The sequence below is a fragment of the Photorhabdus tasmaniensis genome (genome assembly GCF_011189505.1).
Lineage (GTDB): Bacteria > Pseudomonadota > Gammaproteobacteria > Enterobacterales > Enterobacteriaceae > Photorhabdus > Photorhabdus tasmaniensis.
In genome coordinates this window covers 11,525-31,362 of the sequence record NZ_PUJU01000053.1, presented here as the reverse complement: position 1 = coordinate 31,362, position 19,838 = coordinate 11,525, and the positions used below count along the sequence as shown (strand labels likewise).

Here is a 19,838-nt window from a genome sequence, read left to right as displayed (position 1 = left end):
GACGCTGATCCCTTTTGCATAGTTAGTATGCGCTCTACCTTGGAACGCGCCGTTATATCCAAGCGTCGGAATCACATCAACAGATTTCAATCCTGGATATGCCCCCTGAGCCAAATTCACCGTTTCCACTAAACCGAGGTTTTTCACAAAGGCATTCTTATCGGGAATGTCAGCGCCGTTTTGTGATTTCGAGAGTTTGGTGTTGGCGTTGTTGTTGGCTGAATTCGCTAAGTCATAAGCGTATTTTACCGCTCGTGGAGTAGCAGCCAGCTTTTCACTTGTGCTATCAGTAGCATTACTTAATTGTATTATGCCTTTTTCTGTGAGTGTAGCATCGCGTACTTCCGGCAATGCATTTTTAATCGCTGCTGCTAAACTTTTTTTCAGCGCGTCAATATCCCCGTTATCTAAAACATCATTGCCGGATTCGTCAGCAATATATTGCGCAAGAATATGCGTAATAATGGATGACTGACGCCATGCTTTATTTAATTCTCGGGACTTTGCAACACCGGCTGTAAATCCGTTAACCCTTGCCGCTAGGGCTGCGTATTCTTCATTTGATAATACATTAGCACCCTCAGCCATGCCGAAGGTTAGAAATTCATTCTTAGCCATTTATCTTACTCTTAATTTAATAGAATGGGCCACCCGCCTGTATCGAATCCGGCGATATATTTACTGTCTGAATCAAAACCGAAAATAACTCCTCTATTTTCCGAATTGGTATAATTATTCACTCTGACCGCTCCGGGTTTAATATTTAGATACCCTTGCTGAATGACCGCTTTAACGACTTCGGGCACGACTCCCCCGGTGACATAAACGTCCATACTCATGTCTTGATTATCGACGAAGAATATTAATACCGACTCGTCGGGAATAACGCCCTGATAAATCTCCGCCAGCATTTCATTTGTACCGTCCCAATGATTGGCTCGAATTTTAGAGCGCAATATTGTTCGGTAAGTTTCATCATCAAGCTCTGTAAAGCCGGAATCAGAGTCATATTGCCGTTTCCAGCTGCCTTCGTCTAATCCAACGCCTTCTGTATCAAGTGCGAAATACACACCAACGATGGGTGTTTTGACATAACGTGAAAGTCCTATCCACTCGCCCACGGCGTCTAATTGAACACCTACCGCTTCATCAATAGAAAATTGACTATTCAGGAGTTGAACGGCATTTGAAATATCAGAGAGAGGCCGGGTAATGAAATCAATATGAGCGACAAATTTATTTGCGGTTCTATGCTGAGAGGTAATAAGCGATAAATAATCTCTCATTTTCACCTCGCAATTAGTTTAACATGTTCCGGTTTACACGTAACAGCTTCGTCAAATGTCACAATTAAATTGCTCGGCGATACATTATCTTCTGACCTGCCGATTTGGATTTCGAAAATATCATAAGTTAAGCCCTCTTCATCACGTAAATTAGCGGGAGAATATAAACGACTTAAATAAACGTTATCACCGATTAACTGAGCGTCGATATAACTTGCAATTGCTGACCGAATTCTGTCACCCACCAGCGTTGTATACCCTTCAAATGCCGTCAGAGTTATCTCAACAAATACCGGAACGTCTTTCGGGCGTGAAAAGTGAATCGGATGCATGAGACCATAGCTATCTGCGACTTTAATTTCCGTGTCACCAAAAGTTCCTGCACCCGGTCCTTTTTTCGTTTCAATTGTTTGAGCGATTAATTTCGCGTCACCACCATCAACTATCATTGCAATTGAGTGGGGAGGAATGCCGTTGTTGTCCGTCACATTAGTGTCATTCTCAAACCCACGCCGCCGAACGACACCCGGGATTAAACTGATGGCACCTTGAATTCCATCAAGTACGGTTCTGGATGGCAGTGCAACAGATTTCCGTTGCCGTTCTCTCAATGCTGTATCGGCTTCAATCGGCTGTCCGGGCGTAGCCGCTGACAGGTTCGTGACATTTTGCCAGCCCTGCGTTGGCGTGCCGATAATCGAAACATCCCCGACTAATGCCGTAACATTGCCTTTTGTCTGACACGTAGCTGTTGCGATAACAAAGCCGTGTATGCCGATGGCTACGCTTGAGGGAATGCTCCAGCTATAGCCGTTGATATCTCGTACGATGCCGTTTTTTACAACGGTGCCAACGGTACCGATCAACTTGACATCGACGGTAGAATAAGTGGATGCATGTCGGGCAATGCCGTTAATTTTCACGTTATTAGATAGCGCGGCACCGGTCGCTGACGCAGGGCTAAACGAGTTGTAAGCCGCGATCACGGCATTATTCGCATCGTGTATCGCTAGTGAAAAGATAGCCAGCATCTGACCGTCTTTACTGTCGGGCTCCAGATAAGCATCGGTACCGTATATCTGACGGGCAAATTCAGTGATTTTACTGAGAATCGTCTGGTAATCGGGTGCACGGATGCCGGAGCTTGTGACTGTAGCTGCAAGCCCTAAAGTATCGAGATTTAACATTATGCCTCGCTTGTTACCGTGATTTGGCCGTAAAGCGTGTCAATAGTGGCGGTGAAAGTCAGGCGGCGTGTGGTACCGTCACTTCGGGTATCAAAAGAAAGAATCGACTTAACACCTTTGGTTTTTAAGATGCGGTCACGAACAGCAAGGATATACACATCCGATCGCTGTTTTCCAAGCACTGACTGTACGTAAGGAGTGCCTTCTTTCATGTCTAAGAACCAATCCCCACGCCACAACGCCAGCCGGGTTTTTACTGCCAGCGCTACAGCTTCGGGGGAGTTAATCAGAAACGTATTATCCCCTTGCCCGAAACTGTAATCACTATCAGGATCTTCACGTCGATATCTCACTGGGGACCTCCTGTGTTACTACCACCCGACTGCACACCGCTATGCACGTGATTTTTCAGGCTAATACCCGCCGCTGTCACATCGTTATTCACGGTGACCGGGCCTTGCATCGTTGCCGTTCCTCCACCCGATCCCATCCCTTGCGATAAGTTGCCATTAATGGTGACGTTGCCGTTCAGGGTGATTTCAGGTGAGGTGATTTCAGTACCGCCGTTTGCAGTCGCGGTAAGTTTTGCCGGGGTAATAACTGTGACGTTATGACTGCCGGGATCGAGTTCGATATACGCTGCGCCATCATCACTTCTCAGTTGTGCGGTGCTCGTGCTGATGCCCGCTATTTTCTTTGACTGTGATTGTGGACCAACGATAGCAAAGGCATCAGATAAATCATGCTGTCGGTCATCTGCCGGTTCCTGTACGCCGCCAGACTGCCACCAAAAATCAATGCAGCGATCGGCAAAAACAACCAGACATTCATCACCGGCTCTTATCGGGAAGGTTAATGTCACGCCACCGCCCCTCGGGAAGATAACGGGTACGTCTACAAGCAGGGGTAAAGATACGGAGGTGGTTTTCCCCTCAGAATCAGCAATGCTGCTTTTAATCGCAGGCTGAACAACACACGTTACCGCATCCGCATTGAATGATTGAATAATGCCGGGTATCGCTACTCTAAGCTGAGAAGAGAGAGCATGATTTATGGCTTTCAGCGTTTCGGATAAATCGCCGGTTCTTGATTCGGTTGATACAGGCATGGGGAAACTCCATAAAAAAAACCGCAGTTAAGCGGCTTAGTAAATAATATGGTTATTAAATTAAATCCAGTGAAATCCTTTAGCCATTAAACCAGCTAATCCAAGCGCCACGGCAATTATCGCACCAAATAACAAGCGGAAATCTGAACGTGCGTCTTTTCTCATTTCTCGTACGTCAGTTTTTACTTCGTCTATAGATTTTTTGATATGCTCAACATCTGACTCAAGTCTCGCAACACGAGCTTCCAACATATCTCCACCTCCACCATCTCCGCTACCCTGTTTGAATGATGAACCATTATCAAGTGAATGTCTACTTGGTGGCGTATCGGTATATGACCACCGGCCATCAGAAAATCGCATGCCATCAATGACAGAATTTTCACTACCCATTGTGCGCCTCCGATGAAACCATTCTAAAGTAGGCTTCTGATTTATGAATAGTCTCGTCAGGCGTATCAGCGCGAGCTATAGAACATTTTATTACATAAATCCCAGCATTTATCACCCTAATCGAAACCGAAGCGCTCAAAAAACCCGGCACGTCTGTTGGTTCTGCTTCAAGATCATCAGCGGTTACTGATACCTTTGCGGGTATATCTTCCGTCCGTCCATGTAGAATTGTTGTGCCGTTGCTGTCAGTAATATCGATAGAAATTAGATAGTCTTTAGATTGGTGAAGCCCAACAAAAGCGACAGCAATAATGATTTTCGTTTCAACGGGCAATGCTGGACATCGAAAATTAAGGATCGGTTCTTCCCTATCTCTGGCATCTTTTGTAGCGGGAAAAATGAAAGCTATTTTCTCTGAACTCATTCAGACCTCTTGTGTGTTCTTGCTGATGTTTCACAGCTGATGCATCGGATTAATCCGCCACTTTCTTACAAGGAAAAGAGCCGATGATCTTCGGTGCATCCATAGCGTTTTGCAGTAACTGAACGTTCAGCCATGCTTTGCCGTTACGCTTGATAAACTGGAAGCCGTACATGTTGCCGTCGCGGGCGGGCATGAGGCCCATGTCTGTTTTTATCTGATCCCAGTCATTTTTTTCTTTCAGAAATGTAATTTTCTGAGACGTAACTTTTTCACCATTCACTCTCGTCCAGCCATCACTACTCGCATGGAGCGTATACCCGCCGCATTGCAAGTCAGCCAAAGCTGAACCGCTTATCAAAAACCCAAGCATAACTGCTAACTGGCTTATCTTTACAAAATAACTCTTCATGAATAAACCCTTTGTTGTGCGGAAGCAGAATATAAATCCGCAGCCCCACGCGCTTCACACATCATTTCTTGGTACCACGCATTGCCGCGAGTGTCACCAGTATACATAATACCCCGGACAATATACACGCCGTCCGTCGCTATACTCGCTGGAGGATTAGACACCCCGCTCACGTAAAGGTTCCCGTTATCGTTTTTTTCTACGAGTTTACTTTCCTGTCTCTGCTTGTGATCTTGCTGCTCATCACCCGATTTATTTACAACATCATTAGGTAAGGACGTTCTATATACCGAGCCTTCATCTAATTGAATTAACCCATTTACCCGGATATTTGGATTAATTAAGCACCTGACATTAACGCCAGCCCCGATCGTCTGTTGCGGCATACCGATTAATCCGGTCCGACTGTTTAACACCACGACATTGTGCACGGCCATTTCCGGGGAAATCATCTCCACTTTACCGTCTACAAATTGCCATTTGGCGTTACATTGCTGCGCGATATTGTCTAATATGTATCGCGTTTTCCCAAAAAACATTTTTCCACGAGGGAAAACCGTATCCGGCATTTTGGGTTTGGCCCCGGCTGTAATACCGTAAGGTTCCAGACTGCGTAAAGCGAGGTTATAGACATCATTCAGGGTATAACCCGCCGCTAATGTTTGATTGATGAAGGCATTAATAAACGCCTCGTTACCGTCACATGCCTGAATTTGGGTGTAAGTATCTGTGGGGTTATCACGCCCGGTCAGCGTAAACCGGATATCTCCGCTAAAGATTTCACCATAGTTTTTGCCGTCCCGATGTCCCGTTGTTCCCGGCTCAACCGGCCGGGCTTTGCCGACCTCACTCTCAGGAACGGTTGGGGTTACTCCATCATAGCCAACAATAATTTTTATCTTCGAAAACTCGCTACCCAGTATCCTATTACTGGTATCTTTTGACAGATTGTAAATCTTTAACGTCGCCACGCGCGGATTACTAATATTGAACCACTCAATATTAAATATAACTCTAAAATCAGATAAAACGATTCCTTTGCCGTGGTCATCTAATAACATTAACTCGAAATGACGTAACCAATTCTGACTCATATTTTTACCTTATTGTTGTACAAAATATAAATGGCTGGATAACCCAAGATTTGTGTCGGTTGGGTATTCAGCGCTGTCTGCATCACTGGCAATAACTAACACGCCGTTGATCCCTAAATACGGATATTGTTCTAATAAGTTAATACCGGGTATTAGCGGCGCACCCACCAGCAAATCAACACCTGCATTATTTTGAATATCCATAACCCAGCCAGCAGCATCACGATAAATCAGACGCATTTTCACATTCTGATTACCCAACTTTATTGCAAACATTTGATTGCTCGCTGTAAGCGGAATTTCTGAGACTTGCATCAGCCGCCTCCTTTTATATAACTTCTAAAGGCATTAACGGCACCTTCTTTTATTTCTGATAAAGCAGACTCATTGACCGGCTTTAATGTTTTTGTGCCTGAGTTCTCAACCGCCGATGTATTCACCCCGGTTTTCATGACCTCTTTTTCAGCAACTTGTACTTTTTGAGTCGATGTTATAATTACTTCACGTAATGTCAGCGTGCATAACAACACATTCTCGCTAAGCCTGTCCGTAGTGACTTCAATCGCTTTGATCAGCATATTTTCATAAGTGCGCTTACCCGTAATGACCTTAAACGGCTCTCGTAATTCTTGGAGATCAAGGATTTTTTGATAAGTCTCTTTCGGGCTTAAGCCCATACTCAAGCCGATCTTTGACGTATCAACAAAATCGAGAAGCGAGCCGCCACCAGCGAAGCCCAGTTCCATCGTGATTTCTGATGGCTTTTTGTAGGCGTGGTCACTGACCGCAGCGCCGATTTCTACCGGATGTTCAGTAATTTCCAACGCGTCTGTATGCTTTTCGGATATCACAACACTGGGCACAAGCAACATGCTTTCAGTGCCAAACGACCGGGTTTGTTGCTGAAAAATCGCTGATAAGATATCCATTAGCTCACCTGTTGTATCAGACGGGCATTTACGCCGTTTTGCTTATTGGCGATCTCATTCGCCGTCGCCTTCGCATCCATTGCCCCGTGCACCGTAATGTTCGTGGTTTGCTGAACGCTGCCACTGCCTGCTATCGCGGCTTTATTGATGAGTTCACTGTTGTATGGATTACGACCGTTCTCGCGCTGAATGATGCCACTCATCATCGCTGTCAGAGTGTTGGGGTCCTGTAAATTTAACTGCGCATCGGGATCAACGCTAAGCCACTTTGTAAGGAATGCAATATAGTCTTCTGTATCATTTTCCTCCGGTGGCGCATATTTCGTGATAATGTCGCGTATCGTTGTCAGCCCACGCGAGGCATACAACGTTAACTGTCGTGATAGCGCCCGCAAGCCATCAAACGCCGTTTCAAACCGGGCAAAACGTCCACCGGGGTTTTCTAATGCAGCGCCGCGTTGTCCCACAAAATTCAAGTTACCGGGGTTGTTGTTACGCAAGCCTCTTTCTGAGTATTCAGGGGAAGGCGGTGGTGTCGGTGCGCCGGGCATACCGGGGATATCTGACGTGATCGGATTGGGTAAACCGCCCTGATGCTTGTTAGCCCAGTCATTGTCTATACCCAGCCATGCGCCCACGTCCCCGATCCCGCGTTTTATTTGCCGGGTGTTATAATCCCATGATGATGCTGCACTTTGTTTGATGTTGTCCCAGTCACTGTACAAGTATCCACCATAGGCAACCAGCCCTAATAAAGGTGCGAGACGCGCAAGCAAAGGGGTTAATGCAGCGGAAACCCTCGCAAATCCCGCGAGCATTTTTACTGCCCATGTCGTCGCAACAACTCCGCCAAGAATTAAGAATGCATTTTTCCAGCCGCCAACGCCATCAACGCCTTTTTTAATCCACTTTCCGAGGGTTTTAAACGCCTCAACGGCGCGGTCGATATCTTTTTCCCACTTGCTCCAGTCGATCAGGCTTTTACCGCCTTCTTTCCATGTTTTATAGTCGTCATAGAGAAGAAGAAGCGCACCGATTAATACGGTGATCGCGCCGATGGGTGACATCAGGAACGCGCTGTTCAGAAGACGCCAGGCAACAACGATAGCCCCGAACATGGCAATCAGCATTTTGCTGCTTTCATCCAGTCGCTTCCACCAATCTATGACATCTCCAATACCTTGAACCACCCGGTAAACCATGCGACTAAAGACCTCAGCAAACCAGAGAATGCCTTTGATGATCTTGGTGAGTGTGGCTTCAATTCTGGGGAAGTTATCCAGTATTTTCTGACGTAACGAGTCGAAAGAGCCGGCTAAACCGTTAGCCAAATTTGCGCCAATTTTATCCCGAAGAATACCCAGTAGCGCGTTAAAGCCACGTAGTGCAGTGGTGAATTTATTGGCTTGCTGCGCGGCTTTATCCGCATTGAACCCGGTTTTCTGCAACATCCTCTGATAATCAGCAGTAAAACCCGCTAAGCCGCGCCGCATAGCCATTAGCGTATTTTCATCAATACCGAGCATCTGCGCATATTGATTGGCCCGGTAGTAAGGCATACTACTTAGTTTCTGGCCGACACCCGCCAGTATGCTCGCTGCATCCCGCATCTGACCGGATGAGTCACGAGTCTGCACCCCAAGCCGATTAAGCCAACCCTCCGCACCGGGATTGTTGCGCATAAAACGCGCCATGTTTTCTAACGCACCCTGCGCGGCTTCTGCACTGCCGCCCATTTGTGCGACGGCATAACCCAACGCTTTGATGCCGGCGACGGTGGCCCCGGTTCTTTGTGCCTGCCAGTAAAGCTTATCCAGACCTGCGGCAATTTTGGTGGTAAACCCGACAATAGTGAGCGCGGCCCCTTCAACTGCGGCACCGACTTTTAGCACGTTGGCAGTGACGCCTTTTAACACGGCATCAAATTTACCCCGGCCTTTCTCGTCTACATCAAACCCCAGGCTGATCAGGAAATCTTTAATGATGTTAACGTTATCGCTCATTTGCGTCCCTCCAGCGGGCTATACGGGCTTCATTGTCGGCTTTTAAATCCAGCCAGTCATTCATACGGGCAATATCCGCTAAGTCAACGGCACCGCTTAAGAGATCGGGGTAGTGGATATAGCCGGCGTCGACGGGGCGCATCAGATAATCTTCCCCGTCAGGCATGCAATCGAGTACTAAGCCGCTGGCGGGAGTGGCGTCTCTTGTGCGGGGAGTGCGTGCAAAAAATTTCCCAGTGAATCCCCGATCACTCTCGCGACTAGCTGCAACAACGTGGGTAAATCGATATCGTCAAAATGCAATACCCCCTGCGAAAACACTGCCGTCCACCCTTTACCATGCTGACGCGACACCACTGATAAGCACGGATAGAGGATCGCATTGCAATCTTCGTCGCTTAAGTCACTAACCGCTTGAGCGATTTTAGGCAGCGCCTTCTCTAAAGCGCCCTCCATGTTTCTATCTTGTGCCATCGTCTGCACAGCACGAATATCTGATACCAGTCCGGCAAGGACGGGCAGTAATTTACGCGACACTTTGAGTTGATCGAACACGCTTAACTTTGCAGTGCGATACTGAATACTGTTAATTTCAAATTCCATCGTTTAGAACTCCCCTAGCACCTGATCGATTTTGATACAGTCAAACACCCATGCAACCGTGCCGCCATCTTTGGCGTTCGTGTAATCGGGTTGCTTCTGAAAAGCACAGCCCCGCGCTGTTGTGATTTCACCGGAAACCGTGTTACGGATCACAATCACGTTATTCCCCCATGTACCTGATGACAGTGATTGTGCGTTGTAAGCGAGTGACAATTTTTTATTTGTCGGTGAGGTTTTCAGCAAATTGACAGTGATAGAACCGGATTTACCCGCATGTAACGAGTGCATCCCCTCACCATCGGCACCGATGGTCATGGTGTTTTTGGCTTCGGTCATGGTGACCGTGATCCCTTCGTCTGACGTCGCTGAACCATACCCCATGTCAATAACCCCGGTCGGGCCGGTCAATGATGCCGTGACATCCATAAATGAGTAAGTAGCCATGTTTACCTCTTATCGAACGACATTGATCAACACATCAGCGTAGTGGACAGCGCCCGCCAACTTGATAGCGCACTGGATAACCGGTGCTTTGCGGGCTTCCCGGTCAGCCTGCGCCTGTGTCGCGATGGGTGGCGCGTAAACGTAATACCCTTTAGTTAAGGTATCACCCGGTTGGATTTGTCCAATCGGTCCGCCGTTCCAGATACCCGGTGCCACTAACCCGTTTGTTACCGCCTGATCAAGTGACTGTTCAACATTGGTAATTAAACGGGTAACTCCTGCATCAGTCTGGGGGATCTTGCCAGTGCTGGTGTAAAGCAGGTTATAAAGATTGTTCTGAACGTAGTTCTGTAACCAGTCCAGACCGTGGCGCTCATCAATGAAATCGCCGTTTGCCATGACGCCTTCCTGAATGATGGCGGTATCGTTGTTGTACTTAACAAAGACGTTGCCGTTTTTCTTCTTCAAGGCGTTAGCCTGAGTGGCAGTCAGACTTTCAGCGGTTACAGCGGGCTCCTGCTTGAATTTCAAGGTAATGGTGGTGTTATTGCCGTTGAAATTCACCGTAAACATCCGCCCCATCAGAGATGCAGCGGTATACGGTTTACCGGATGAATATTGCCAGAGCGTGCGCTGATAGTTGCCGCCTGTCAGTTGTGATCCGATATCAGTGTCAACATCAGTATCCAATGCATCTGTTTTCTGTGCTGTATGTCCATAGATACGAGAAACCGACGCGGATTCAATGTAGTTAGCAACAGACAAAACATCTTCATCCGTCAGAGAGTTATCAGCCACCACCAGCCCATACCAGCCATTGGATACCGCCCCCAGTGCTGCCACCGCCTCAGCAATCGTTTCTGCTTTGGCGGGTTCGATAGCGGTGGCATCCGATCCTTCGTCCAGTTTTAACAGGTCGCCGATATAAGTCCCCGCGCTAGCGGATGAGGCATAACCCATCGTACCCGATGCTTGCAATGAAATGACGAAACGGGAGGTATCCCACGTCACTGTGCACTCTTTCAGCTTTTCCGTTATCCGTTGGGCCACACCATTAAGATTGGTCTCTTTACTCAGATCGACGCCGCTGCATATCGTTTCTTTACCGTTAATCGTTAACCTGAAAGAACCATCCGTGATAGTTGTAAACTTACTGATGGCTTGCTGTTGTTTGGTCAGTATCGCCCCTCGTAAGACAGCCAATGCCTGATCTTTTACCCATCGCCCCATATACAAATCAACCGGACGGGGTGACTGAGAGTAATACAGTGCGGCGGCCTGATATTCTGGGGTATCCAGACCAAAATCCGCCCCGACACCATCAATATCGGAATACAAGCGCAACCGCTCGTGGGTATCAATCACATTGCTGGCACCCACAATCAGTAGTGAGCCAAAGTTCCGGGATTGCGCGGCACGCGGGGCCATATTTATCGTGACATTAACGATATTTGAAACAGGTAATCCCTGCATAATTTAATCTCCAAAGAATTTAACCGGCGCTTCCACCAGCGATTTAACACCGTATTCACGCTCGACCTTTCGCCGCAAGGTGACCGTCATGTCATAACGACGCACCCACTGGTTATTGATGAGTTCAGGCGCAGAAAAAATACGACTGTAGTTGCTGAGCGAAAGACCGGCCTGATTTAACTCTGCGTTGTTCGGACTGAGGGTTACCCCATCCCGGAATTGTGTGCCGTAGTGCTGACCGGCTGGACCATAAAATGAAACTAAGCATTCGATTTCTTCATGACGCCATAATTCGGTACTGTCATCGGTCTGATTAACGAAAGCGGGCGTATCATCGGAAACTATCGATGAAATCCCAAACGCACACCAGTTAGCATCATTACTCGGAAAAATCCGGGTTTCGTCGTTTGGCTGCCACTTCGGAAACATCATCTTCCCCGGTAATCCGCTGACTGCGCTTATCCAGTGGGATAACTTCCTTTCTACCTCACGATCATAATCCGGGGCTGACATCGGCGTAAGCCAGCCCGGTTGTTGTGTGCTATTGCTCAATGGGTATCCCTCCATCAAAGGGCAACAGCTCACAATGCGCCTGAACAAATCCCGCGCCGTAAGCGGTATACGGATCAACCGATTTGACTAAATAATCCCGGTTTTGATACGTGACTACATCCCCCGCTTTATCGGTTTCGCCTGCTATCAACCGTGTTGTGGTAATGATCAGAATATTACCGCTGACGACCTGCCCGGACATTCTTATCTGGGCCTCAATAGCCCTGTCAACCGTCACTACGCCGGCAAACCTTTTTGTGGTTTTTTCCGAAGTGGCAAACCCATCATCATCGACAATGACCGTTCGCCGGGTATATTTCAGCGACGTATCGCAAAAGTCGGGGTCAAATAAAACATCAGTGACATCAAGAAGTGGCATTTTTATTCCTCACTACATAGTTGATAGCGCGCAACAGATAGCCGTGGGCGTAAAGTGGCTTGTCGCCGGGGATGCCCTGAGCACGCCTATTCCGAAGGGTCTTTTCTGACAGAGGAAAAAGCCGGTCGCCGTCACTGATCACTTTCTTTGCCCCCTCCCGTGCGATCTGTCCCGCTTTTTCCAGCTCACGAATAGCCGCATCCTGCTTACCTTCAAGAGCAAGCTCCGCCGACGCTTTTAAATGCAGGGTTGTGCGGTCCTTGGTATCCTCAATACCCAGCTCAAGAAATGGGCGCGGCGGAAGCGTAACCGTTCGTCCACCCAGCTTGACCTCGCCCCCGGTTGATTGCAGATAGCCGATTTCCGCGTTGTTTAGCGCCTCCCCGTCTTCGCGTGTTGCGTTTTCAGCGGGAATACCCACCAGTACATCCATACCTGATAGCTTTTTGAGGGATGCCAGTATCGCCGCCGCATTGTCCGCCCTGACAGTCAGACCGCTTTTCATAACAGTTGTCTCCCCCCGGCACCGAACATGGACCACCACCAAAAAAACTCACGTCCGTATGCCGTGTTATTCCAGAATCCGGCATCAGGATTAATGATGCCGGACACGTCATAGCTGACACTGATTTTATCGACCGATTTTGACGTTGCCACCCCACCAGCGGCGGTATTTACGCTGCCGCTGATAGAAGTACCCATAATAGCTTTCCCTTTCAGCTCAACGTAATGGGCGGCAAACAGTTCAGCTAGGTAGACGAACTGGTCACCGTGTACGTTTTGGTCGAGTAGCTTATCCGCCTGGCTGAGATAGAAATGGATTGCAGTGTCGGGATAGTGAGTTTTGTCAGAAAATTCGGGAAAGTCGGTACGGAACTGATCAGCTGTCGGAAGAAGACTGTTTTTTGCCATTGCCAGCCCTCCCCTTTTTGTCGCCCTGCTCCTCAACAGGATTGTCTAATGTCTGAGCATAAAAAGGGAAGGCCCAGTGTCCCGCGACATCATCCGTATATTCGTGAATACCGGGTTCAAGCGTAACGGCGCGGCCATCTTCAAAACATAAGATAGCTTTACCTGAAACGAGATATTTCATTTTTCACCTCTGAATAAGGGGCGGGGATCTCCCACCGTCCTTTTTATCACTGCACCGGCACATCAAGATAGGCAATGGTATTCGCATACGGCGTTTCAACCTGCCCCAAACGACCGTAATAGGTTGTCAGTTGCCACAAGCCGCGATACTCCAACGGTGTGTTTAATAGTGGTACCAGCGGGAAGCGAATATATCGCTCTTCCTGTGTATAAGCGACCATTCTGTGTGCCCCGCGAGCACCACGTTTTGACGCCCATTTCATTGAAACAATTTCAAGTGGTTCGCCGTTCTCTTGAAAAGCGATCGTGTTGATTTTCACGTATTCCAGCACAGAGATATTCCCGGCAGAAGAGACTTTTTTGCTCGATAGCAACCCGAACAATTCAGGTGCCAGACCCACTTTACCCGGACAAATCGCATAGCCAGACGACACCCAAGCGTCTGTAAGCAGGATATTGAAATCCTGAACAATAACATCCGGATCTGTCTGGGCCGTCCACGGAGCAGGGGCTGCGCGCGGGATAACTTGCGGGATGTTCAGTAATCCGCACATGCCTTTTTCCACATCACCGATGTATACCTGCTCGTCAACGTCCATGTTGTATTTTAGCTTCATCGCGTCGTATTTCTGGCTGTCAATGGGGCGTCCCACTTGCATAGCCGAAGCCAGTTCGGTGACGGTATAGCCCACTTCCATCCCCCACAACTCAAGCGCTTGAGCCGTACGTTCAATATTCAGGATGGGTCCGGAATTGGCGGTTGATGTTTTGCTGACCCAGTTTTTACCCGCGGGGTTTGAGCCCCCCGCCGCCGCAAGTGAGGTATTGGTGTAGGAGGACACTTCATCCGCAATAGAAACATCGGTACGAAGTGGCATATCACGTGACCACTTGGTTGACACCAGCGGCATGTTCAGTGTCTGGTCTTTGCGTTCCAGTTCACCGATAAGAAACACACCGGTGGAATCTCTGGTAGCTTTATCGATAGTAAACATAGCGTTCCTTAAATGTTGTAAGCAATTTCAATGTTGCCGTTAGCGTCTCCCGGCCCCATCACTTCTGCGCCCGGAAGGACCGGTGTATTTTCTGCCGTCGCATCGGGCGTCAACATCATTGACCCCAGCGGACTCTCGGCTGTAGCCCCGGCAACACGCACATAAACCGGATTGCCTTTACCTGCACTAGCCGCGGATGAACCCGCTGACACGCAGATATAACCCCGTTTCAGATTGTCAGCGGCGGACCCGACTTTAATACCGAGATAAGCCAGATCGGTTTGTGACTGGATAGGATAAGGACGAACGAGAATGCCTTTCACCTTGTCCACCGTATCGCCTTCCTCAAGCGGTACAAATTTTCCGTTCGAATATTTTCCCACCAGCCCGTATGCACTGAACAACTTCTCGGGATCGAAGGTTTCTGGCTGAATAGTCAGGTCACGAGGACGCGTTACCGCACCCGGAATGCCCAGCGGCATCCTGTCAAGATAAGAAATTCCACCCATTGTATTTACCTTATTTGTTACGTTTCCAGAGGTTGGCGTACAACTCATTCAGTTGTGCCGGTGTAGCGTGCTTTGATCCCACTGCCGAACCCGCAGTATCAACAGTTTGAGACGCAGGGCTGAACCGGTTCTTTTGCCGGTTAATTTCTGCCGCTGCGTTAAACACCGCGTCAACGGTTGCTTTTGGTGTTTTTGAAAAATCACTAATACCAAATGATTTCAGGCTGTCACCCGTGCGCATAGCGTGATCCAGCACTTGACGCTTAAGTCCTTTATCCCCTGTGGGCTTAAATCCCGGGCAAATGATCTCTGCGTCAGCAATGATATTACGACGATATGCAGCATCACCCGTGACTTTCGCGTCTTCCTCTTCGTCATCAGGGTTACTGTCCGCCGTCTTCCCTTCCAACGTATCCAGACGACTCGATATGGAGTCCATAAATTTCTGGGCCCATTCCGGTACATCGTTATCCCCGGTTTTGTTTTTGGGGTCGTCGGGATTATCATCAATAGTTGTGCGTTCAGCGGGCGGTAATGCCGTTGCCTGAGAGGGTACATTGATGTTGATGGTTGCGCCCGGAATAGAAGTCATTCCGTCAGATGGAAGTTCCGGCGCTTCATCGATGAGTTTCGCTAACGTGTCATCGTCTCGTGTTTTAACAGCTGTCGCTAATTTTTTAAGCCATGACATAACAGGCTTCTCCTTCTTGAATGTTGGGGCTGAATCCCCGATTGCACAGCGCGAACCCGCCCGGCCATTTTCAACAATGGCGAGATGGTTTCCTCTGATTTGATATTGCTTGCCCTTGCCCGGAGCCAGTTGCTTGTATTTCGTGTCATAGCCGCAACTGACGTCTGTCATTCCTGCATTCACTGCGTCAATAGCTTCTTGTCGCTTAACCAGCACGTCAGCCACCAGCAAATCTGATTTATCACCGGTACCACGGCGGACGTTTTGAATATGTCCGTGAGCCAGTTCAGAAAAGTTTGAGGGGTTGACAAAAACGATATCCCCTTCATCGTCTTCCGGGTGATCCAGAGTGACGGCCACCCCCTCGAATGACGCCATCGTCTCCGGCGAAAACACTTCATCTTCGGTGCGATAAACAGTTACCAAGCCACTGGCATCGGGCTGTAAGTCGACTTCTTCGGGAAGATAAGTTTGGGTGCCAGTACGCGCTATCGGCACATCTTTACACAGCAAAGAGCCATCGGCTTGCAGATAGCGTGTTTCCCCAAGCTTCGTCGTAAAAAAATATTTCATGGGTTACTTTCTCGGCGGGGGTATATGAACTTCCGGCCAGCATTTACAGTTCGGAAGGCAGCCGGCATGACCTGTCATGCTGTCAAGCGTCGGGGGATCTTCCCAGCGCACAAATTTATCTTTCATCTTTCTGTGTGAAGGTCGGGTACCGGCACCTTCGATACGCCACCAATACCCCTCAGAACCAACGGACAACGCACGAGCTTGCGTAAGTGCCGTTGTCGCCCTGCCAATTTCGGTACGCGCTATCATCCTTGCCCGACCTGCGGCTACATTGCCTGACATCATGATCATCTTATAAAGCTCACCCGGCCGTTCGCCGTTGATAACTGCCTGTATTGCCCTATCCTGAATCTCTTTGACGCGTTCAGCGGCTTCAAGCGGTAATGACTTCATCAGTTGGATTTGCCGATAAACAATGTCTTGTGCTACTTGTCCAACCGGTGTATTGCCAACCACATCCCGCAGTCCCACTGAAATCTCTTGCGATACTGACCGCCACTGGTGCCATTCTTCACCCTCTACTTGCATGAACATTTTATGCGCAACGGAATTAATCCAATCGTCAAGAACCTGTGAGTAGTCGATAAGATGACCCGCGATAGTATCCGCGCTAGCTTGAGAACCATCGTAAGAGCCAGTGATGATCTGATTTATTTGGCTGACTATCGCCTGTAGGCTTTTCTCGTACTGTACTATTGAGCGTCGGCGGAGGCTCGGCCTCAGATTCAGACTCCTCCCACTGCGTTTTTGCGCTTTCAATGTCTTCATCTGTGATTGAACCTCCGATGCCGATAATGTCAGCCATGTTACGTAAGTCTGTCATTGCGGCGTGAACGGGCATGATTTGCCGATCCACCAGCGTACTAACAGCCGTAGCGATATTGTTAGCCATCGTTGCCCTGTCTGTGTCCGACATTTCCCATAATTTATTGAACTCAAACGTAAAATCGTCAGGAAGCGGCTCGCCGAATAGTGACCGATGCGAGATATCCAGCAGCCAGCGCAGCGGACGGCGGAGACGTCTTTCCTGAAGCGTGTTAACCCGGCTGTAATAGTTCTCTAAGTCCCCATCGCCAGTACTGAAACCCGCTGGAGACTGACCAAACAAACGGACAAGCGGGATACCCGTCGCGCCAGAGACTTGTTCAGCAAAGCGCAGGATGACATCGGCAATCCCTGAGAACGAATAGCTGTGAGTCTGGAATATGTCTTTAGCATCCATTATCGTCATGCCTTCGATAGTTTGATATTCACGGATCATATCCATGTGTTGCATTAAGACATCTTTCAATGCACCGCCCGTAGCCAATATTTTTCTTAGGCCATCGATGCTGTACGTCCGCAAGTGCGCTTTGTGGATGAGTTGAGTCGTCCCTACAGTGGCTGTATCGAACGCCTGAACCCTCTCGAAGATACGCTCTACCACTGACATCCCCCAGCCATTTTCTGTTTGTGCTTGCTGAAATGGCAGCGTATCGCCTTCCATTCGAATGACGCGTGAATAATGAATTTTCCAAGGCGGAATGCCCTGTTGATTGATCACCACGTTATAGAACTGGGGTTTCCCAAAGTGCGGGCCGTACTCTTTTACTAAGTCACTGTCTGTCGGTTTGACCATCCACCGATCAAGACACATTACGCCTTTGAATTGTCCTTCACTGATGGTTTCGGGATTGAGCGGCGTAGACATGTCTTGACCGTCGATCAGTGCCACTAGTAATGCACCACCATATAACCGCGCCCATTTCAGCGTATTGTTTAACTCATCCCACAGTCCGATATCTTCCCAGAGCGTTTCGAGCTGACCTTTTGCGTCTGGCTTCATTCTTGAACTGATCGATATGCCTTTTCGCGTCATATCGTCAGCCATCGCATCGACACCCGCACCAATTAAGAATGAGCTACGATAGCCAAACTCAATCTGCACTCTGTTGCGTGATATGTAGCCGGGAATGTAAGTGCCACCCGTCTGAATATTCGATGTATATCCACCCAGTTTTGCGGCAAAGTTGTTATACCCGTCAGCGGTCCTAACTGACTTTTTCGCACCGTTGTTGCGTTTACGAGCCATTAACCCTTCCTTCCTAATAACCGCCAAATATCCAGATCGGCATCCATCGGCGCATAGTTGATCATCACAGTGTCTGCGAGGTTCGGCGATTTCGTACCGTCTGGTTGTTTATCCACAACGATTTTCCCCACACCATTTATTGAGTAGGTCGGTTGGGACAGTTCAATGATCAACTTGTCTTTATTATCGAGATTGCCGGAAATAGAAATAATCTCGTCCGGGTTGTAATCCATGCCTTGAATAGCACGAAACGTATTGCGAAATAATTTACGTAAATGCCACCAGCTTTGTGCTTTGGCGTTGGCGAAAAAGTCCTTATTGATGCGCGCCGGTTTTCCATTGTCGCCCGGTACCGCTTCCTCATCAGGATCGAATACGCCGCCGCTTCCGCGAAACGGTGTAGCGGTTATCTGTCTCAGACGTTCAGCTTTGCGCAGTTCGTTAATAGCTCTCGCATCACCTCGCACGCCAGCCCCTAAGCCGTCCTCGTCGAACCGGAATTCATCAAGGCCGTATTCATCACAAAAGCTAAACACTTTTACCACTGATGCGTAAATGTCACTCCCAACACCCGACCACTCTTTCACTTCTTTAAGAAGGAAGCCGTAGCGAGCGGAGAATGCGTTTTTGTCCCTGCCCTCATCAGCAACGTCCATCGCTCCTAAATGTTGCCCTGTTGGCTGAATACCCAGCTTAATGTGTGCGTCAATAGCCGCCTGAACCCAATCAGAAGGAATGAGAACCCCCTCAGCAGAGGCGCTATAGTTCAAATCCAGTTCTTGTGCTATGACGACTGGGTTGTCAATTTTTTCGCATTCTTTTTTGTACCACGCATCATCTTTACGTGGGTCGCTGCGCCAATGGAATGTGAATACCGGGATTTTTCCACCGTGACGCTTTTGTGCGAACGGATTTGCCATACCGTTAATTGATGAAAGATCAATACGGCACCGTGTTGTTTGTGATAACGCCGCATCAATCAATAACGGGCGTTTAAGAAATGCGGACTCATCAACTAGATAAAGCGTTGTCCTGTCGCCACGGCCGATGTTATCGCCAGCTTCACCCTTGATCACAGCCCCAGAATCAGGGAATTCAACACGCATGTACGGTGCGTGTTTCTTCTCGTTCCAGCTACCCCGAAATTCAACGGGTAATGTTTCAACGAACTTACGGGCTTTCCAGAACAAAGCTTTTGGGTCACCGGTGCTATCTACGTATTCCTCTTTGCGTGAGCCAAAGCCGATCACCATTTCTTTATTAAACAGACAAAGTGAACAGGCCATGCCGACCGCCGTCCAGCTCAACCCCATTTCACGGCTTTTTTCAGTAATGCCATTTTCTTGATTACGCCGCCGTTCCATAATCCAATGAACCCATTCTTCCTGTTTCGGAAATAACAGGAATGGGATAGTGACAGGTAAGCCATAATCAATATTGCGCGGGTCCGTAGTCATCCCCCAGTCAATGATGAACTGGGCTGGATTATCTTTATAAAAAGCTTTCAGTGCGGGTAATGAATCCGGGTTCTTACGAATGCGTTGTAACCGCTCCATTCGCCATTCAAACACTTGCATGTAGTCTGGTTTTTTAAAGTCAAAAGGGAACGGAATAGGCATG

27 protein-coding genes are annotated in these 19,838 nt (G+C 48.4%); all 27 read right to left on the bottom strand.

Annotation, left to right across the window (positions count from 1 at the left end; all coding sequences use genetic code 11):
* The coding region (locus tag C5471_RS19190) for a phage tail protein (protein WP_207627400.1) at positions 1 to 618 on the bottom strand (618 nt) is incomplete at its 3' end.
* Between the two features lie 11 nt (positions 619 to 629).
* Positions 630 to 1,286, bottom strand: a complete 657-nt coding sequence (locus tag C5471_RS19185; protein WP_133815803.1) for a DUF2612 domain-containing protein — start codon at positions 1,284 to 1,286, stop codon at positions 630 to 632.
* 2 nt (positions 1,287 to 1,288) lie between these two features.
* Positions 1,289 to 2,473 (bottom strand): baseplate J/gp47 family protein, encoded by a 1,185-nt coding sequence (locus C5471_RS19180; RefSeq protein ID WP_133815804.1) that lies wholly within the window; start codon positions 2,471 to 2,473, stop codon positions 1,289 to 1,291.
* The gene (locus C5471_RS19175; protein ID WP_133815805.1) at positions 2,473 to 2,826 is read right to left on the bottom strand and encodes a contractile injection system sheath initiator; all 354 of its coding nucleotides are present in this window, start codon (positions 2,824 to 2,826) and stop codon (positions 2,473 to 2,475) included. The genes C5471_RS19180 and C5471_RS19175 overlap by 1 nt, the downstream gene beginning before the upstream one ends.
* On the bottom strand, positions 2,823 to 3,581 hold the full coding sequence (locus C5471_RS19170; RefSeq protein ID WP_133815806.1) for a phage baseplate assembly protein V: 759 nt from the start codon (positions 3,579 to 3,581) through the stop codon (positions 2,823 to 2,825). The genes C5471_RS19175 and C5471_RS19170 overlap by 4 nt, the downstream gene beginning before the upstream one ends.
* 60 nt (positions 3,582 to 3,641) lie before the next feature.
* Entirely contained in the window at positions 3,642 to 3,974 is a 333-nt protein-coding gene (locus tag C5471_RS24515) for a hypothetical protein (RefSeq protein ID WP_242688781.1), read from the bottom strand.
* Positions 3,967 to 4,398 (bottom strand): hypothetical protein, encoded by a 432-nt coding sequence (locus C5471_RS19160; protein ID WP_133815807.1) that lies wholly within the window; start codon positions 4,396 to 4,398, stop codon positions 3,967 to 3,969. Before C5471_RS19160 ends, C5471_RS24515 begins: the two co-directional genes overlap by 8 nt.
* 49 nt (positions 4,399 to 4,447) lie before the next feature.
* Positions 4,448 to 4,768, bottom strand: coding sequence for a hypothetical protein (locus C5471_RS19155; RefSeq protein ID WP_133815989.1), 321 nt, complete (start codon positions 4,766 to 4,768; stop codon positions 4,448 to 4,450).
* Positions 4,769 to 4,803: 35 nt separating this feature from the next.
* Positions 4,804 to 5,901 (bottom strand): hypothetical protein, encoded by a 1,098-nt coding sequence (locus tag C5471_RS19150; RefSeq protein WP_133815808.1) that lies wholly within the window; start codon positions 5,899 to 5,901, stop codon positions 4,804 to 4,806.
* 9 nt (positions 5,902 to 5,910) lie between these two features.
* Positions 5,911 to 6,216 (bottom strand): phage baseplate plug family protein, encoded by a 306-nt coding sequence (locus C5471_RS19145; RefSeq protein ID WP_133815809.1) that lies wholly within the window; start codon positions 6,214 to 6,216, stop codon positions 5,911 to 5,913.
* Positions 6,216 to 6,830 carry a phage baseplate protein gene (locus tag C5471_RS19140; RefSeq protein ID WP_133815810.1) on the bottom strand — a complete coding sequence of 205 codons (615 nt, stop codon included), beginning with the start codon at positions 6,828 to 6,830 and terminating at the stop codon, positions 6,216 to 6,218. The genes C5471_RS19145 and C5471_RS19140 overlap by 1 nt, the downstream gene beginning before the upstream one ends.
* On the bottom strand, positions 6,830 to 8,833 hold the full coding sequence (locus tag C5471_RS19135; RefSeq protein WP_133815811.1) for a lytic transglycosylase catalytic: 2,004 nt from the start codon (positions 8,831 to 8,833) through the stop codon (positions 6,830 to 6,832). The genes C5471_RS19140 and C5471_RS19135 overlap by 1 nt, the downstream gene beginning before the upstream one ends.
* Positions 8,823 to 8,975 carry a DUF6889 family protein gene (locus C5471_RS19130; RefSeq protein ID WP_133815812.1) on the bottom strand — a complete coding sequence of 51 codons (153 nt, stop codon included), beginning with the start codon at positions 8,973 to 8,975 and terminating at the stop codon, positions 8,823 to 8,825. The genes C5471_RS19135 and C5471_RS19130 overlap by 11 nt, the downstream gene beginning before the upstream one ends.
* A gap of 35 nt (positions 8,976 to 9,010) precedes the next feature.
* Entirely contained in the window at positions 9,011 to 9,436 is a 426-nt protein-coding gene (locus C5471_RS19125) for a phage tail assembly chaperone (protein ID WP_133815813.1), read from the bottom strand.
* Between the two features lie 3 nt (positions 9,437 to 9,439).
* Positions 9,440 to 9,880, bottom strand: a complete 441-nt coding sequence (locus tag C5471_RS19120; protein ID WP_133815814.1) for a DUF3277 family protein — start codon at positions 9,878 to 9,880, stop codon at positions 9,440 to 9,442.
* 9 nt (positions 9,881 to 9,889) lie between these two features.
* Positions 9,890 to 11,353 (bottom strand): DUF3383 domain-containing protein, encoded by a 1,464-nt coding sequence (locus C5471_RS19115; protein WP_207627399.1) that lies wholly within the window; start codon positions 11,351 to 11,353, stop codon positions 9,890 to 9,892.
* A 3-nt stretch (positions 11,354 to 11,356) separates the two neighbouring features.
* Positions 11,357 to 11,905: a phage neck terminator protein gene (locus C5471_RS19110; protein WP_422630930.1), complete on the bottom strand. Its 549-nt coding sequence runs from the start codon at positions 11,903 to 11,905 to the stop codon at positions 11,357 to 11,359.
* A complete protein-coding gene (locus C5471_RS19105; RefSeq protein ID WP_133815816.1) occupies positions 11,895 to 12,284 on the bottom strand; it encodes a head-tail adaptor in 390 nt (129 codons plus the stop codon). Before C5471_RS19105 ends, C5471_RS19110 begins: the two co-directional genes overlap by 11 nt.
* Positions 12,271 to 12,789 carry a hypothetical protein gene (locus tag C5471_RS19100; RefSeq protein WP_133815817.1) on the bottom strand — a complete coding sequence of 173 codons (519 nt, stop codon included), beginning with the start codon at positions 12,787 to 12,789 and terminating at the stop codon, positions 12,271 to 12,273. The genes C5471_RS19105 and C5471_RS19100 overlap by 14 nt, the downstream gene beginning before the upstream one ends.
* Positions 12,786 to 13,196 (bottom strand): DUF4054 domain-containing protein, encoded by a 411-nt coding sequence (locus tag C5471_RS19095; RefSeq protein ID WP_133815818.1) that lies wholly within the window; start codon positions 13,194 to 13,196, stop codon positions 12,786 to 12,788. Before C5471_RS19095 ends, C5471_RS19100 begins: the two co-directional genes overlap by 4 nt.
* Positions 13,165 to 13,377, bottom strand: a complete 213-nt coding sequence (locus C5471_RS19090) for an STY1053 family phage-associated protein (RefSeq protein ID WP_133815819.1) — start codon at positions 13,375 to 13,377, stop codon at positions 13,165 to 13,167. The genes C5471_RS19095 and C5471_RS19090 overlap by 32 nt, the downstream gene beginning before the upstream one ends.
* A gap of 46 nt (positions 13,378 to 13,423) precedes the next feature.
* Complete coding sequence (locus C5471_RS19085; protein ID WP_133815820.1) at positions 13,424 to 14,371, bottom strand: DUF2184 domain-containing protein; 948 nt, start codon at positions 14,369 to 14,371, stop codon at positions 13,424 to 13,426.
* A gap of 8 nt (positions 14,372 to 14,379) precedes the next feature.
* Positions 14,380 to 14,880, bottom strand: coding sequence for a structural cement protein Gp24 (locus tag C5471_RS19080; RefSeq protein ID WP_133815821.1), 501 nt, complete (start codon positions 14,878 to 14,880; stop codon positions 14,380 to 14,382).
* A gap of 10 nt (positions 14,881 to 14,890) precedes the next feature.
* The gene (locus C5471_RS19075; RefSeq protein WP_133815822.1) at positions 14,891 to 16,144 is read right to left on the bottom strand and encodes a DUF2213 domain-containing protein; all 1,254 of its coding nucleotides are present in this window, start codon (positions 16,142 to 16,144) and stop codon (positions 14,891 to 14,893) included.
* A 3-nt stretch (positions 16,145 to 16,147) separates the two neighbouring features.
* Positions 16,148 to 16,681, bottom strand: coding sequence for a phage head morphogenesis protein (locus C5471_RS19070; RefSeq protein WP_133815991.1), 534 nt, complete (start codon positions 16,679 to 16,681; stop codon positions 16,148 to 16,150).
* 76 nt (positions 16,682 to 16,757) lie between these two features.
* Positions 16,758 to 18,218, bottom strand: coding sequence for a DUF1073 domain-containing protein (locus C5471_RS19065; protein ID WP_133815823.1), 1,461 nt, complete (start codon positions 18,216 to 18,218; stop codon positions 16,758 to 16,760).
* Positions 18,218 to 19,837: a TerL protein gene (locus C5471_RS19060; RefSeq protein WP_133815824.1), complete on the bottom strand. Its 1,620-nt coding sequence runs from the start codon at positions 19,835 to 19,837 to the stop codon at positions 18,218 to 18,220. The genes C5471_RS19065 and C5471_RS19060 overlap by 1 nt, the downstream gene beginning before the upstream one ends.
* Between the last annotated feature and the right edge of the window lies 1 nt (position 19,838).